The 15,778-nt window shown below is 45.3% G+C and carries 12 protein-coding genes, 4 tRNA genes and 1 pseudogene; 6 read left to right on the forward strand and 11 right to left on the reverse strand.

Going from position 1 to position 15,778, the window contains the following annotated elements; genetic code table 11:
- Nucleotides 1-730 precede the first annotated feature (730 nt).
- The gene (locus tag BKN38_RS09050; protein ID WP_066456947.1) at nt 731-1,840 is read left to right on the forward strand and encodes a Cj0069 family protein; all 1,110 of its coding nucleotides are present in this window, start codon (nt 731-733) and stop codon (nt 1,838-1,840) included.
- A 159-nt stretch (nt 1,841-1,999) separates the two neighbouring features.
- Here the strand turns inward: BKN38_RS09050 and BKN38_RS09055 are convergent, their stop codons facing one another.
- The 8 genes from BKN38_RS09055 to BKN38_RS09090 all read right to left on the reverse strand — a co-directional run bounded on the left by BKN38_RS09055 (nt 2,000) and on the right by BKN38_RS09090 (nt 10,449).
- Complete coding sequence (locus BKN38_RS09055; RefSeq protein ID WP_066456944.1) at nt 2,000-3,607, reverse strand: HAMP domain-containing sensor histidine kinase; 1,608 nt, start codon at nt 3,605-3,607, stop codon at nt 2,000-2,002.
- Entirely contained in the window at nt 3,597-4,265 is a 669-nt protein-coding gene (locus tag BKN38_RS09060; RefSeq protein ID WP_066456940.1) for a response regulator transcription factor, read from the reverse strand. The genes BKN38_RS09055 and BKN38_RS09060 overlap by 11 nt, the downstream gene beginning before the upstream one ends.
- A 558-nt stretch (nt 4,266-4,823) precedes the next feature.
- Nucleotides 4,824-5,270, reverse strand: a complete 447-nt coding sequence (locus BKN38_RS09065) for a DUF1104 domain-containing protein (protein WP_066456935.1) — start codon at nt 5,268-5,270, stop codon at nt 4,824-4,826.
- Nucleotides 5,271-5,760: 490 nt separating this feature from the next.
- Nucleotides 5,761-7,173: an Opr family porin gene (locus BKN38_RS09070; protein ID WP_143000268.1), complete on the reverse strand. Its 1,413-nt coding sequence runs from the start codon at nt 7,171-7,173 to the stop codon at nt 5,761-5,763.
- A 151-nt stretch (nt 7,174-7,324) separates the two neighbouring features.
- Nucleotides 7,325-8,344: a pantoate--beta-alanine ligase gene (panC, locus tag BKN38_RS09075; RefSeq protein WP_066456929.1), complete on the reverse strand. Its 1,020-nt coding sequence runs from the start codon at nt 8,342-8,344 to the stop codon at nt 7,325-7,327.
- Complete coding sequence (pyrF, locus tag BKN38_RS09080; protein ID WP_070957807.1) at nt 8,344-9,069, reverse strand: orotidine-5'-phosphate decarboxylase; 726 nt, start codon at nt 9,067-9,069, stop codon at nt 8,344-8,346. Before pyrF ends, panC begins: the two co-directional genes overlap by 1 nt.
- A 30-nt stretch (nt 9,070-9,099) precedes the next feature.
- Nucleotides 9,100-9,798, reverse strand: a complete 699-nt coding sequence (locus tag BKN38_RS09085) for a DedA family protein (RefSeq protein WP_066456958.1) — start codon at nt 9,796-9,798, stop codon at nt 9,100-9,102.
- A 297-nt stretch (nt 9,799-10,095) separates the two neighbouring features.
- Nucleotides 10,096-10,449 carry a YciI family protein gene (locus tag BKN38_RS09090; protein ID WP_066456926.1) on the reverse strand — a complete coding sequence of 118 codons (354 nt, stop codon included), beginning with the start codon at nt 10,447-10,449 and terminating at the stop codon, nt 10,096-10,098.
- A 275-nt stretch (nt 10,450-10,724) separates the two neighbouring features.
- Between BKN38_RS09090 and BKN38_RS09095 the strand changes: the two genes are divergently transcribed.
- A complete protein-coding gene (locus BKN38_RS09095; protein WP_066456920.1) occupies nt 10,725-11,321 on the forward strand; it encodes a peroxiredoxin in 597 nt (198 codons plus the stop codon).
- A gap of 542 nt (nt 11,322-11,863) precedes the next feature.
- Here the strand turns inward: BKN38_RS09095 and BKN38_RS09100 are convergent.
- From BKN38_RS09100 to BKN38_RS12100, 3 genes and pseudogenes are all read right to left on the reverse strand, one after another.
- Entirely contained in the window at nt 11,864-12,274 is a 411-nt protein-coding gene (locus tag BKN38_RS09100; protein ID WP_143000269.1) for a hypothetical protein, read from the reverse strand.
- Complete coding sequence (gene murC / locus BKN38_RS09105; RefSeq protein ID WP_066456950.1) at nt 12,271-13,599, reverse strand: UDP-N-acetylmuramate--L-alanine ligase; 1,329 nt, start codon at nt 13,597-13,599, stop codon at nt 12,271-12,273. Before murC ends, BKN38_RS09100 begins: the two co-directional genes overlap by 4 nt.
- A 75-nt stretch (nt 13,600-13,674) precedes the next feature.
- Nucleotides 13,675-14,784, reverse strand: a pseudogene (locus BKN38_RS12100) (succinyldiaminopimelate transaminase); the annotation flags it as partial.
- Nucleotides 14,785-14,961: 177 nt separating this feature from the next.
- On the opposite strand from BKN38_RS12100, the gene BKN38_RS09110 reads away from it, so the two are divergent.
- The 4 genes from BKN38_RS09110 to BKN38_RS09125 all read left to right on the forward strand — a co-directional run bounded on the left by BKN38_RS09110 (nt 14,962) and on the right by BKN38_RS09125 (nt 15,561).
- Nucleotides 14,962-15,036 (forward strand) — tRNA-Gly (locus BKN38_RS09110).
- 45 nt (nt 15,037-15,081) lie between these two features.
- Nucleotides 15,082-15,167: transfer RNA gene (locus tag BKN38_RS09115), tRNA-Leu, on the forward strand.
- Between the two features lie 173 nt (nt 15,168-15,340).
- Nucleotides 15,341-15,415 (forward strand) — tRNA-Cys (locus BKN38_RS09120).
- Nucleotides 15,416-15,473: 58 nt separating this feature from the next.
- Nucleotides 15,474-15,561, forward strand: a tRNA-Ser gene (locus tag BKN38_RS09125).
- Nucleotides 15,562-15,778 lie beyond the last annotated feature (217 nt).

Consider the following 15,778-nt stretch of genomic DNA (forward strand, 5'->3'; position numbering starts at 1 on the left):
CTAGTCCCCCTGCACCCCCTTACCCCTGTCAGCCTTTCAAGGTGCCGCGCTATGCGCGAAGATTTGATTTGACTAAAAATTTGCTTCGCAAATTTTTAAACCCCAAGCGAGTCTGGATTATATCCCATTTTGTCAAGTTGCGCAAGTTGCGCGCGCAAGAATCTAAGCAGAATCTAAAACACCAAAAATTTAAAGAATAAAAAATTTTAAGCACCAGAATCTAGATTCCAAAAAACACCGAGCAGAATCTCAAACGCCAAAAACTTAAAATACCAAAAATCTCAAAAGCAAAAATCTAAGCCCAAGAATCTAGATTCCAAAACAGCGCGAGATTCCCAAGCGCTAAAAATTTAAAAATATCAAAAACTCAAAATACCAAAAAATCTAAACGCCAGAATCCAAATACTAATAAACTTAAAGCGTCAGAATCCAGATGCCAAAAATCCCAAATGCTAAAATTTTAAAAGCGCCAAAATTTTAAGCGCACAAAAATCCCAAAAACAAAAATCTCAAGCACACAAATTCTCAAGCAAAAATCCCAAAAACAAAAATCTCAAGCACACAAATTCTCAAGCAAAAATCCCAAGCGCGCAAAATCCGCCGCTATTTATCGCGCTTTTTTTGCATTCTGCTTAGATTCTGCCCTTTTTGCAATTTGCGCGCATTGATTCAATCTATTTTAATCTCATATCAAGTATGATGAAAGCTCAAACTCAAAAAAGGAGCTACAATGAAGAAGAACATCGTGTTTTTTGAAGCGCGTGGAGGCAGTGACAAGGGGCCTGATGGGCATAGAAAAGACACCATGCCAATGGTAAATGCGCTCAAGGCTAAGGGGTGGAATGCGGAAGTGGTGTTTTTCACCGATGAGATTTTGCGCGATGAGAACGAGCGCAACAAAATCTATGAGCATGTGAAAAATACAGCTGATGGCTATGTTTCTCGTGTAAATCCGGGCAACTTGAAAGAGGAGCGACTTTATTTTGATGTATTGCGTAAGCTCTGCGCTGATGGGCTTGTGGGTATGCCGCATCCTGATGCGATGATAGGCTATGGCGCGAAAGATGCGCTGACAAAGCTGGCTAGCACAGACCTCGTGCCTGATGATACTTATGCCTACTATGATCCAGCGGAGGCGAAGCGCATTGGCGTGGCGTTTAGCGAAAAGCATGATTTCAAAAAGACTTTTCCCAAAACTTTGGCAAAAGGCGAGCGTGTATTGAAACAAAATCGCGGAAGCACAGGGGAGGGCATTTGGCGCGTGAGGCTGGAAAATGCGAGCGATTATGGCAAAGTAGATTCTCTCCCGCTTGATACCAAAATCATCTGCACCGAAGCCAAAGACAATCACACAGAAGAGCGCAAGCTAGGCGAGTTTATGGACTTCTGCGAGCATTATTTGGTGGGTGATAATGGTATGCTTGTGGATATGACTTTCTTGCCGCGTATCAAAGAGGGCGAGATTAGAATCCTTATGCTTTATAAAACGCCGGTTTATGTCGTGCATAAAAAGCCAGCAGAAGGCGGCGATGCGTTCTCTGCGACACTCTTTAGCGGGGCGAAATATCGCTATGATGAGCCAAAAGATTGGCAAGCGCTTATTGATTGGTTCCTAGTGCAATTGCCCGGAATCCGCGAAAAACTAGGCAACTACGACTTGCCACTTATTTGGACGGCGGACTTTATCCTTGACACTGACAAAAATGGCAAGGATAAATATGTGCTAGGCGAAATCAACTGCTCATGCGTAGGCTTCACAAGCCCAGCAGAATATATGGAAAAAATCGCTGTGATGGTTGGCGATAATATCGTAGATATCGTAAGCGAGAAGCTGAAATAACCAAAACCCCCAAAATCAGCGGAATTTGATAGAATCAGATTCCGCTGATTCTATCAAATTTGATTCTGCCAATTTGCAAAACTCTATCCCCAAAAACCCGCTAGCAAATTATACGCGAATATAAATCCCCTAAAACCACCTATTAAATCAAGCTTTAAATTAAACTTTAAAATCAAGTTGCCCGCTAAAATTCCACGATAAAATAAACTCGCTGCCTTTGTTTTTTTCGCTTTGGACGCGGATTTGGATGTCGTATCGTTTGGCGATTTCGCGCACGAGATTGAGTCCGATGCCAAAGCCGCCTTGATCTTCATTAAACCTCGTGTAGCGCTCAAATATGCGCTCGATGATAGCAGAATCTATCCCATAGCCGCTGTCTTTGATGATTAGCTTGCAATGCATTGGGCTTTGAATTTGACTTGGACTTGTGCTTTGTTTTTGACTCGGGCTTGGACTTTGCGCGCCCGCTCCAAACGCCGCGCCACCAGAATCCAAATCCTTAGATCCCGCCGCGCCAGATTCTGCACCACTAGATTCTAGCACTATCTCGATGCTCCCGCCTTTATGATTATATTTGATAGCATTACTTAGCAGATTATCTAGCAAAATCGCGATTTCATCGATGTTTGCGTGCATCTGCGCTGGCGCTAGCGCGCTTTTCACACTTATGGATTTTTGCGCCAAAAGGGTTGAAAAATACTCCACGCGCTCGTTTATAAGCGCTTTCATATCGATATTTTGGCTGGTGCTTTTGGCATTGTAGAAGTTTAGGAAAATCAGATTCTGATAGAGATGATGCAGATTCTGCGCGGATAGCTTGATGTGATTTAGCCGCTTTTTGTTCGCCTCGCCAAGCTCTTTTGTATCAAACTTTTGCACGCTCATAAGTATCACGCTAAGGGGCGTGTTTATCTCATGCGTGGTGTCTTTGATGAAGCGCTCTAGCGTGCGGATTTGCTCGGCGATGGGGCGGAAAGAAAGGCGCATAAGGATATACGCCACCACGCCCATGATAAGCAAAGAGCAGAGCAGATAAGCGATGATTTCTATTTGCAGGGCGGTTTTTTCTTGGTGTATGGATTCTAGTTTTTCTAGCGCATCTATCGCCTTATCTTGGCTCAAAAACGGCACTTCTATCGTATCTATCGCCTCGCCTTGCAGTATCACGCGCAGGCGCAGGCTCTCAAAATACCTAAACACCTCTTTTGGGCGCTTGGAGAAATTAAAAGGCGGGTGGGTTATCATATGCTCAAATGATTTGCTCTGCCTCATATCCACAAAAATGCGCTTGCCAATCTGCGCGAATCGCTCATTTTCCAGCATCTCTAGCACCGCTTGCAGATTCTCATCTATCGTGCTAAAAATCACCCTATCATCAGAATCTATAATCGCAAATGGCGTCGAAATCTCGCTCGCGATAGTATCTAGCTGTGCGGTGGCTAGGGCTATCTCGCGTTTTCTGTGCTCTTGCTTTTTGGATTCTGGTTTGGATTCTGCTCTAGAATCTATTTTGAAGTCCGCGCCAGAATCTGCTCTAGAATCCACTTTGTCCCGCGCATTTTCTGCGACATCAACGCTAGGCTTATGCTCATAAATATGCGTGGCGATTTGTATGTAGTTATTGCGCATTTGCACCATTTGCTGCGTGCGTAGATCGTGCAAGCCTTTTTGATACATCACAAAAAATATAAACCCCAAAAAAAGCGTGCTAGTGCCAAGATAAAGCGCTAGAATCTTAAAAATCGTGGCATTAAATTTACTGCCCATAGCAGTATCCTCGATAGCGCTGCGTGATGATGCTCTCTTTGCCTAGAATCTTGCGGAGGTTTTTGATATACACGCGCAGCGACATATTTGTGGGCGTCTCATCATAGCTCCAAATGCGCTCAAATATCTCATCTTGCGAGACAAAACAGCCTCGATGCTGCAATAAAAGCGCCAGCAGCTCGCGCTCTTTGTTGGTAAGCTGGATGATTTGCCCGCTGTGAAAAAGCGTCTTTTGGATGATGTCAAACTCATAGCCATTGCCAAGGGCGAGTAGCTGCGTGTCTTTGTGCGAAAACTGCCGCTTTAAAAGCAAGTGGATGCGAAGCAAAAGCTCATCGATGTCAAAAGGCTTTTTGATATAGTCATCACAGCCCGCGCCAAAGCCCTCTTTGAGATCATTTATCATCGAAAGCGAGGTGAGGAAAATCGCTGGTGTGTCTTTACCCATTTTGCGAAGCTCTTTTAGCACTTCAAACCCATTGCCAAGCGGGACTTTGACATCCAAAATCCACAAATCAAAATGCTTCTCATACGCCTTGCTTAGCGCGCTTTGCGCATCCTCGCACAAACACACTTCAAAGCCTTTTTCGCTTAACTCATCCACCAGCATTTCAGAAAGCAGCATATCATCTTCTAGGAGCAAAATTTTGGTAGCCATGATTTATCCTTAAGTACTTTGTGGCGCGTTGCCGGATGGGGCTTGATAGGACGCGCGATGCGACATAATGGGCGCGCGATAAACGCAATGCGAAAATATCAAATCGCTAGCGCAAACAATTGCAACGCATAATTTTAGATTCTACCGCGCGATTTAGATTCTGATACGCCTTAGATTCTAACATTTTCTAGATTCTGGCGTATTTAGTGATTTGATATTTTAGCACTAGATTTTAAAGCTGGATAATCTTTACACGCTTTGGACTTTGCCCCAATAAGCCAACACCAAAGCTTATTTGGCGCAAATCTGCAAAACAAAAAGACAAAATAAACAAAATATAAAACAAGCTAGGCTAGCAAACCACACGCCAGTCCAGCCAAATCTCAAACTAAAACCAAAAGTCCAAAACCAAAACTAAAAGCCCAAAATCTCAAACTTAAATCTAAGCCCAAACTAAAATCTAGCCTTAAGCCCAAATCTTAGGCTAGATTTAGCGATTTTTCAAATTCTAGCGGGCTTTTTGCCTTTTTTAGCCCTTTTTGGCCTCTTTAGCTTCTTTTACTTGCCTTTATTTGCTTTATCTCCAGCTGGTTTGCCCGACTTGCCGCCTTTTTCATCATGAGGCTTGCGCTTTGGCATCTCATTGCAATCGCCATAGAAAACCCTTAGCCCAGATTCTCGTATCTCTTTGCCATTCATTTTATCTGTTTTGGCTTGAGTTGCCTTGCAGACTTCTATCGCGCGTTTTTGCGCCTGCTCTGGAGTTAGCTTCGCGCGCGCCTCATGCCTTGCATCCTTCACCGCTTTTTTAAACGATTTAGCCTCTTCATAGAGCTTAGATTTCGCGCGCTTCTCCACTTCCATGATGAAATCCGGCTCATCTTGCGCGCTGATATTTGCTGCTAGAGAGATAAGCTCTTTGTCGCTTTTTTTGCTAAAATCCGCCGCGTATGCAAGCGAACTTCCCAAAAGCCCGATAGCCATAAAATATGCTAGTCTTTTCATGTAAGACTCCTTGAAATAAGATTGTTGAGATCTAGAATCTGCGAGTCGCAAATCCTAGATACATCAAACAAGCGCATTGTATAAGCGCAAAATAAAATGAGTGTGAATGCTAAAAATCGCGCCAAATCGCCTAAATCGCGCGCTTGCGTGATAAATGGGCGCAAAAAAGATAGGCAAAAATAAGGGAAAAATAAATGAAGGTAAATGAAACGCAGAATCTAAAAATACAAAACCAAGCGCGCTAGAATCTAAAAATCTAAAAGAAGCAAAAAGCGGATTCTGCGCTAGAGTCAGAATCTAAAAAACCTCAAAGCGCAAAAACTAGATTCTGCGCCAAAATCTCACAAAATCCAAAACGCAAAATCTAGCAGAATCTAAAAAGTGGGATTTGGCGCATCAAAATCTGAAAGGGCGAAACTAGATTCTAGCGCAGAATCTAAAACGCAAAACTCGCCAGAATCTCGCAAAATCTAGCAGAATCTAGCAGAATCTAAAACGACAGCCTAAATCCGCCATTTACCTGCGCCAAAGTAGGCACGCCAAGCGAATCTAGATGCGTATTTAGCACATTTATCACGCCTATGACATTGCGGGTGAATCCTATCTCCATAGCGACATTTAGCTCGTTTTGCTTCGCTGCGGTGCGCGTAGTCCCCGCCACATAGTCATAAAATGACGCACCATAAGCGATGAGGAAATTAAACCTATCCACGCGCGTGCTGACTTGCCCATACACGAGATTGACATTTGGCTGGGTTTTCACCACCTTGCCCCCCCAGACAAAAAACGGATCGATGCTATTGCCCATGATGCCTAGACTTCCCCAGCCAGACTCTTTGCCTGTGTGGATGTAGCCCGCCACGATGTCAAAGACATTTGGTCTGCTAAATGAGATTTGCGCGTAAAGCGCGTTGGCATTTTGATGCGTGTTTGTGATATTTATCGTATTTAGCGTGTTTAGATGCTCGAGGCTATACGCATATCCCGCATGTCCCTTGAGCTCAAAATCCAAAAACGACACCTTCCCATCGATCCTCCCGCCAATCGCAGTAAAAATCGGCGGTGCAAAATACGCATAAGCTTTGGCAGTAAGCGCGTCATTTAGGATATAGTATTTCACGCCCACATTATAAAGCCCCGCCATATTTGGCTTATAAAATTTCGTCATCTGATAATAATCAATCCGCCCAAAATCATGCGCCCAAAACGCTTCTAGAATTATATTCTCAAGCGAGCGATTGCGCGCCCAGATGCCATCGCCTAGCGTATTTATCCAGTCATTCGCGATAGCGATGCGCCCAGCTTTTATGCTCGTATCGCCATCAAAATATTCGATGAATGATTCTGCCACTGCGGCTTGATTTTCATTGAAAAAGTCTGCGCGCGAGTCGCCTCTGCCTGTGGGCGTGGCAAGATCTCTGTGCGCGTCATAGAGTTTGGCTAATGCGCGGAATCCAATCGCGGCGCGGAAGTTTTTGTAAAATCCAGAAGTATAGCTAAGCCCCACATTTCCCACGAGATAGCCTAAGCCCGCTAGATAGGAGTAGTTGGCAAGTCCTAGCGTGTTGTCGGCGATTTGTGTCGCACCGCCTTTTGGCGAAGTCATAAAATTGCCATACAAAATCACATCGCCCTTGCTTACGCCATTTTTCAGCGCTTCATCGATGCTTTCAAACGCGCCACTCACGCTGAAAGTAGCCACTAGGCAAAGCGCGGCGGCTTTTGTGGAAGAGCTTATGGAGGCTTTTATGTTTGTTATGGTTTGGGCGATTTCTGAGATTCTCGTGATTTTGGCAATGTTTACGATTTTTTGGATTCTGGTGGCGTTAGCGGTTTTTGTGATTTGCGTCGCGCTTATCACTATTTGAGCTGCTGTTTTGGCTATTGTCGCTATGTTTGGCATTTTTGCTATCCTTGTTTCATCTTGTGTGTTGATTTTATCTTGCATGCTGGTTTTATCCAACATGCTGTGCGCATGCATTTTTGGCGCTGTCATTTTGCTTGCATTTTTTATTTTTTCTGCCCTTTTTATTACCCGCATTTTGCCTTGCTCCTTATAGCCATAGATTATCCAAAAGCCTTGTTTTCCCAGCGCGCGCGACTAGCAAGACTAGGCTATTTTGTGGAATGATAGAATCTAAAAGCGTCATATTGCTATCACAAATCTGCAAATACTCCACCTCTAGCGTGCTTTTTGCTAGCTCTTTTAGCCCGATTTCGCGCAATTTTTGCGCGCTAGATTCTCCGCTTTCATAGGCTTTTTTGATAGATTCTAGCGCGCGCGGGATTGCCAGCGCGTTTTGGCGCTCGCTTTGGCTTAGATAGACATTGCGCGAGCTAAGCGCTAGCCCATCATCATCGCGCACGATAGGGCAGTCGCGGATGGTTATGGGGATGAAAAGATCAGCCACCATGCGCTTGATGATAAGCAGCTGCTGCGCGTCTTTGCGCCCAAAATACGCACGATGCGCGCGCGTCAGCATAAAAAGCTTCATCACCACTTGAAGCACGCCGGCAAAATGTGTAGGGCGCGCGTAGCCCTCCAGCACATAGCCCATACTTTGTGGCGGCAAAATACGCACTTCATCATTGGCATAGATTTGGCTGGCGTGGCTTGGCGCGGTGGATTCTGCCAAAGCAGAATCTATTTTGCTAGAATCTGCGTTTTGCTTCGCTGCTTCAGAATCTAGTTTGCTAGATTCTGCGTTTTTAGATTCTCGCGTTTTATACATCTCATCTGCGCTTGGGGCAAACACTGCGCTAACGCCCAAACTCTCACAAAGCGCGATATCAGAATCCAGCGTGCGCGGGTAGGTGGCAAGATCCTCATTTGGCGCGAATTGCGTGGGATTGACAAAAATCGACACAATAGTATGTGTGTTTTCTTTGACACTTGCTTCAATGAGTGATCTGTGCCCTTTGTGTAAAGCACCCATGGTAGGCACTAATCCGACACTTAGCGCACTATTTGCACCCGCGCCCGCATTTTTTGCAAAACTAGATTCTGGCAAAAAGCTAGATTCTAGTTTGGCTCGAAAGGCTATAAGCTCGCTTGTCGTGTGAAAAACTTGCATTATTTGCCGCCTTTTTGCGCGCTAGAAATTTGCGCGAGTATCGCTTCTATCGCGCTGCAAGGATCATCCGCTTTATAAATTGGTCTGCCTACCACGATGAAATCCGAACGCGCCGCGTAAGCCTGCGCCACGCTAGCCACGCGCTGCTGATCATCGCTCGCACTTGCAAAAGGGCGGATGCCCGGAGTGAGTGCTAGCAGCGTAGGGTAGTTTGCTTTCAGTGCGCTAGATTCTAGCACCGAGCAAACCACGCCATCGATATTTGCGCGATAGCAGAGCGCACTAAGCGCACGCACGCCAGAATCCACGCCCTGCAAATACACTTCAGAAAACCCCTCATCGCTAAAGCTAGTAAGCGCGCTCACGCCCATCACCAGCGGGCGCTCATCGCGCGCTAGATTCTCTAGCCGCTCCATCACCGCGCGCATCCCAGCCACTCCCGCGCTTGCGTGGATGGTAAGCATATTCACACCAAGCCTCGCGCACTCATACGCGGCATCTGCCATGGTGTTTGGTATGTCATAAAGCTTGAGATCTAGGAAAATATTCGCACCACTGGCATTTTTTATGGATTCTATGCCGGCTTTGCCATCGCGGATAAATGCGCGCAAGCCCACTTTTAGCCAGATGTTTTCTCGCAATCCGCGCGGGAGCTTGGCAAGAGTTTTGGCAAGTGCTAGATTCTCCTCCAAGCTTGCCATATCTAGGGCTATCACAAGGCGCATATTATGATTATCAGCGTTCATTTGGCTTCTCTATTTTGCGCTTGTATCAGCATTTTCGTTTTGCTTATTTTTGCCAGCGCGGATTTTGTATATCGCGATATAGGCAGCTGCGATAAGCACCACCGCGCCAAGTGTGGCTAGCACGATATAGTGCAAATACTGCTTGATAATGCCTATCTCTGCGGCTTTGTCGATGAAAACATTTGTGATGTTGGTAAGCGATAAATCATCACCAAACCACACGCCCACATAATAGCCAAAAACTGCCAAAATAGTGATCCAAATAAGCGCGCCAAAAGTCGTATAGAAGCTAAACTTCCAGATATTCATCCTAGCAAGTCCAGCAGGCAGTGAGATATACTGGCGCACGCCCGGAATCAAACGCCCTAGAAATGTGCTAATCTCGCCATGTTTGCTAAAATAGCCCTCCATTTTTATCATCGTTTTTTCGCTGAAGAAAAAGTATCTGCCAAACTTCAGCACAAACGCGCGCCCAAAATAAAGCGCTAGCCAGTAGTTGAAAAGCGCGCCAGCAAGCGAGCCAAGCGCGCCAGCAAGGAGTGCGAGCCACATATTCATATCGCCTTTATACGCCAAATAGCCAGCGGGTATCATCACGACTTCGGAGGGGAAAGGAAAAAAGCTAGATTCTAAAAACATCATCAAAAATATGCCTGTATATCCCAAGCTACCGATAGTATCCACGATAAAATGTATGATCTGATTCATAAAATTCCTTTGCGTGTTTGGTTTTGTTTTGCCTTTTGCACTTTTTGCGCTTTTGGAGGCGGTTTGTGTTTTGCTTTGGCGCGTGGCATTTTTATGCCTTTTGCGCCTTTTATGCCCTTTGTGCTTAGAATCTAGCTGGGGCATTTGCGCCTTTGGGGGCGTTTGGCGCGCTTTGTTTTGGATTCTAGATTCTGCCTTGTTTTAGATTCTGCGTTTCTAGATTCTAGCTTTTTTAGGTTCGTGCGCCTAGAATCCGCTTTTGGATTCTGCTTTATCGCGCAAAGCTATTACACAAAGCTATTTACGCACAAACCCCGCGATATCGCTTGCATGAAGCACGGGGCTAAACTCTGTTATCGTGTGCGTCGCGATATTTTTAATCGCAAATGGATCATTTGCCGCAAACGCTTTTGCCTGCGCTAAATCATCAAATCGCCCGATGATGACGCCGCCCACGCGCGGATTTTTGGGACCAGAAGCTAGCAAAAACCCAGCCTCATAGCCTTTGGCAAGATAGGCTCGGTGATTTTGCAGATTGGCTTCTATCACGGGCAGCTCGGCGGTGTAGGTGATATCGATGACAAAAAGCTGCTTTGGCGCTTGTGCGCTTTGGCTCGCGTTGTTTGGCACTTGCGCGTTAGATTCTGGCATTTTGACTCCTTTTGATTTTTGATTTTTGGGTTATGCCTCAAAAATTAAGACATTATAATGTTTGGCGCAAACAAAGTCCTAATATTAGCAAAAAATTGGCGTTTTTGCGGCATAAGTTGCAATATCGCGCGCATAAATCGCATCAAATCATAGACTTCGCGCAAGATTTTGCGATAATTTTTGCAAAATTAGCAAATATTAACCATAGCAAGATACAATCCCAAGCGATAATAATTATTACTTGTTATCAAAACCAAACTTTTAAGGAGAATCTCATGTTAGTAACAAGAAGAGCCCCTGATTTCAAAGCCCCAGCGGTGCTAGCAAATGGACAAATCGTAGAGGATTTTGAGCTTAGCAAAAACCTAGGCAAAAATGGCGCTGTGGTATTTTTCTGGCCAAAAGACTTCACTTTTGTGTGCCCTAGCGAGATTTTGGCGATGGATCATCGTGTGAAAGATTTCGCAGAAAGAGGCTTTAGCGTAATCGGCGTGTCTATCGACTCTGATGTGGTGCATTTCGCTTGGAGAAATACTCCAGTAGATCAAGGCGGTATCGGCGCGGTGACTTTCCCGATGGTATCTGACATCACTAAGCAAATCTCTAGAGATTATGATGTGCTAGTAAATGGCGCGGTGGCGTTGCGCGGAAGCTTTTTGATCGATAAAGATCAAGTAGTGCGCCACGCTGTCATCAACGACCTGCCACTAGGGCGCAATATGGATGAGATGCTACGCATGGCTGATGCGCTGCTATTTGTCCAAGAGCATGGCGAAGTGTGCCCTGCTGGCTGGCAAAAAGGACAAGAAGGCATGAAGCCAACAGCTGATGGCGTGAAAACATATCTAGCAAAAAATGCTAGCAAGCTGTAAGGCTTAGGACGCAAGGCTTCAAGACTTCAAAGGTTTTAAGCCTTAAGGCTAAATCTTATAAAGCGCGGCAAGCTTTTGTGCCGCCTAACTTTAAAGCTAAGCGCGCCAAGCGTTTGGCCGAGTGTTATATCGGCTTCAGCCCAAGCTTTGGCGTATCTTTTAGTGTTCTTATTGCTTAATTGTTTCTTTTTATTTTTGCTTTAAATATTGCGTATTTTAAATAAAATTTTTGACTTGAACCTTTTTGTCTTCTAAAACCTAAAAATCCATTCTCCAAGTTTGTTTTTTAAACCTTACTCTTATTTTATATTTTAGCGATTCCAAAATATTATATTTTTTGTGCATACCTTGATCCCTCACGTTTGCCTAACCTTTTGCAATAGCAAAACACTATTATTTTACAAGAATAGCAGTGACAAATAAATAATACCTCCTCAAATAGTGCAAAAAATGCAAACATAGATAAATAAACATCTATTTTTGGTTTTATACCAAATTATTTTGCGTAACCCAAGCAAGCCACTGCTTAATCTGTTTTTTTGCTAATCCCTTCCAAGCTCCTCTATCGTATGTCCGCCGACTAGCTCTTCATCTTGTTTGGAGGGCTGCGTGATTTGGCATTTTTCTAGCAGCACGATGATGTTGCTCGTAGGCGTGCCGGATTTGCCGATGAGCGTGTGCGTCTGGCTTATGAGGTTAAAATCATTTTGATGCACCAAAAACCCCTCGCAGTTTAGCGTCTGCCCCGCGTCAAACGCCTCTTCCAAAAGCGTGTTGATATTGGTATGCAGGCTTTGGCGATAGTTATACACGCCCATGATTGCCACGCACAAGATGAGCGCGCCACCCACAGCAAACTTTTTGCGCGTGCTGATGCTCGCTTGGCGCAGCAACACTACGATAAGCACGATAATAAGCGCAAATATCACCACCACAGAAAAAGCACCCATCACTTCACCCCTCGCAGCTGATAAGTAATATCGCCCGCGCCAAACCCCACCGCAAGCCCGCTATTTAGCGTGCATAAAAGCCCCTCATCGCCATAAACCTCTAGCACATTTCCGCTGCGCTGTATGCGCCTAGCAAGCAGCGGCTCATATTCTGCAAACCAAGAGGCAAAATCCACCTCTCTAGGCTCCTCGCCCGCGCGCCACACCGGCAGTATGATGAGCCTGCCAGAATCTAGCTTGCCAAAGCATGTCTTAAACGCCTCGAGATTATCAAAAAGGCGCGAGTATTTATGCGGCTGCCAAATCACATAAATCTCATCTATACCGCGCAGACTAGCATAGATTCTGACACTTTGCATCGTGGCTTTTATTTCAGTGGGGTGGTGCGCGTAGTCATCGATTATCGTGATAGGCTCTTTGCTTAGGATGTCAAAGCGCTTTTTGATGCCGCAAAAATTGGCTAGATTCTGGCGGATCGTATCTAGCGGCATAGAATCTAGCGCGCACAAAATCGCCATCGACGCATTGCTAGCCATATACTCACCTATCCCCCACACCTCAAACTCGCCCAAGTCGCGCAGCCTAAAGCGCGTATAAGGCTCATCGTTTTTTAGCGTGTAGCGTATGTCGCTGATGTCTTTTGCGGGGTCAAGCTTGATAGATTCTAGCGCGCTTTGACGCAAAAATGGATCAGAGACATTGATACAGCGTTTTTTTGCAAGGCTAAGAAACTGCGTATAAGCCGCGTAAAACTCATCCAAATCATGCCCATAAGTCTCCATGTGTTCAGGCTCTGCGTTTGGCACGATAGCAAAGTAGGGGTTAGAATTCAAAAAGCTTTTGTCGGATTCATCCGCTTCAAATATGATTATCTCGCTTTGCGCTTCTTTGACATTGGAGTAAAACTCCTTGCTTTCCGCGCCAATGATAGCGCCACAATCGCTAAAAATACTACTAAGCATCGCGCTTATCGTGGATTTGCCATGCGCGCCACACACGCTATACACGCGCTTAGAATCTAGGATAAGCTTTAGCGCTTGCGTGCGCGAAAGCACCGGGATTCCCTTGCGATTGGCTCCTATTATCTCGACATTATTGGGCTTTATGATAGCGGAGTGTATGATGACATCTTGATCTTTTATCGCGCTTTTATCATGCGGTATGGTTATCTCTACGCCTAGCGAGCGTAGATAGTGAGTCGTGGGCGAATGCGCGATGTCGCTTCCGCTGATGTGCGCGCCTTGCGCTCGTAGGTATTTGGCAAGTCCGGATATGCCGATGCCCCCGATGCCTATGAAGTGGATTCTGGCTTGTGAGAGCGGGGGGATTGTTTTGGCATTGCTTGCAGATGCGCTTGCTTGCGCGCTGGCGCTGTTTTTGTGGCTTGCTATATAGTTGTCATAGAAGCTTTTCACGCGCGCCAAAAGTGCTTCCATCTCATCGCTAGGATACACAAGCGCGATGCGCACAAATCCTTTGCCAGCGCCCTCGCGCCCCAGAAAACTTCCCGGCAGCACCAAAATCCCTTCTTTCTCATACAGCTTGCGCGTGAAATCAAGCTCATCGCCCACGCTAAGCCATAGATAAAAGCTATAAGGCGCGACATTTGCGCTTGGGAAAAGCTTTTTGGCAAGTTGCAGATTTTTAGCATAGATTTGGCGTATTTTTTCGCAGTCCTTTTTATCACTCCACGCGCGCGCGGCGGCGTGCTGCAAAGGCAGCGGGATAGCAAGCCCCGCATAAGTGCGATACACGCTATATTTTGCCAAAATCTCCCTATCCCCCGCGACAAACCCACTTCGCAAGCCCGGTGCACTGGAGCGCTTGGAGATAGAATTTAGCGCGATGATGTTTTTGAAGCTCGTATTGCCTGCTGCAATACTTGCCTCTAGAATCCCCGCCGGCGCGCTATTTTCATAAATCTCACTATAGCACTCATCACATATCAGCAAGAAATCATATTTTAGCGCGCATTCTACCCAATGCGTTAGCTCATCTAGGCTCAAAGCCACGCCGGTGGGGTTGTTTGGCGTGTTTAGGATGACTAGATTTGCGATTTTCATCTCTTCTGTGCTAAGCGTTGGCTTGAAGCTATTTTGCTCGGTGAGATTCATATAGATAGTTTTCGCACCTGAAGCTATCGCTGCGCCTTCATATATCTGATAAAATGGGTTTGGATGCGCGATGATTGGCGAAGTGATGGTGGAGAGGTAGAATTGCGGAAGGTTGAAAAGCACCTCGCGCGTGCCAAATGTCGGGATAATCTGACTAGAATCCAAATCCGCGCCAAAGCGCCGCTTGATAAATCCCAAAATCGCCTCGCGCAAAAACGCCTCCCCAGCACTTGGCGGATAGTATCGAAGCGCTGGCGCGTTTTCTTGCAAGGCATGTGTGATAGATTCTGGTGTTTGGAATTGCGGCTCTCCGATGGTTAGTTTTTGGATTGGTTTTTGTGGTGAAATGTCGGCTATAAGGCTATTTAGTCGCTCAAATGGATAAGGCTGAAAAGTCATTATCATCCCTTGCAAATATAGTTTAAAAGGCAATTTTAATCAAAAAATACTAAAAAACACTTTGTATGTCTTGATTTTTTTAAAAAGCACTGCTAAAATTACAGCTTTGATTCTACTTGCATTCAGATTGCACATATTTGGCATAAGATTCGCGCCACATCTAGCAGCGACTTATATGCGGGAATAGCTCAGTGGTAGAGCACGACCTTGCCAAGGTCGGGGCCGCGGGTTCGATCCCCGTTTCCCGCTCCATATTTAAATATTATGTCGCTTTTAGATTAGCTTGTAAATACTTGCGCCCGGGTGGTGGAATGGTAGACACAAGGGACTTAAAATCCCTCGGACATTTGTCCGTGCCGGTTCAAGTCCGGCTCCGGGCACCACCTTTTTCCCGGGCTTTATGATTTTGGCGAATTTTTGGTTTTGGTGTTTTTGTGATTATCGCGTTTGTGCGATTTGTGTTTTTGTGATTTTGGCGTTTTGATTTAGTACGCGAGGCTTAGATAGCGAGTTTAGGCGCGTTGCATCGATTTAGATTCTGCGTTTTTGATATTATGGCGACATAGCCAAGTGGTAAGGCACGAGCCTGCAAAGCTCCGATTCCTCGGTTCGAGTCCGAGTGTCGCCTCCATAACATCACAAATATCACAGAATCTACTTTTTATTTTCTGCTTTTTTGTATTGATTCTCGGGAGATGGCTGAGTGGTTGAAAGCGGCGGTCTTGAAAACCGTTGAGGGTAACACCTCCGGGGGTTCGAATCCCTCTCTCCCGGCCACCGGTTGCTTTCCTTTCATTTCTTTTTGCATTCCAAAATCCCACAAATACTGCAATTTATGGTTTTTGTTTTTATTGGTTGCTATTTACTATAGAAGGCAAAAGCCTAGATGAATTTGATGACATCAAAGCCACAAGTGAATTTGGCGCATTGTGCGAAGCTATCGTTAGTTTTGGAAAAACATTATAATTACTTTTAAAACATTGTAAATAAAATT

The organism is Helicobacter sp. CLO-3 (assembly GCF_001854545.1).
In the GTDB taxonomy this organism is placed as follows: Bacteria; Campylobacterota; Campylobacteria; order Campylobacterales; family Helicobacteraceae; genus Helicobacter_B.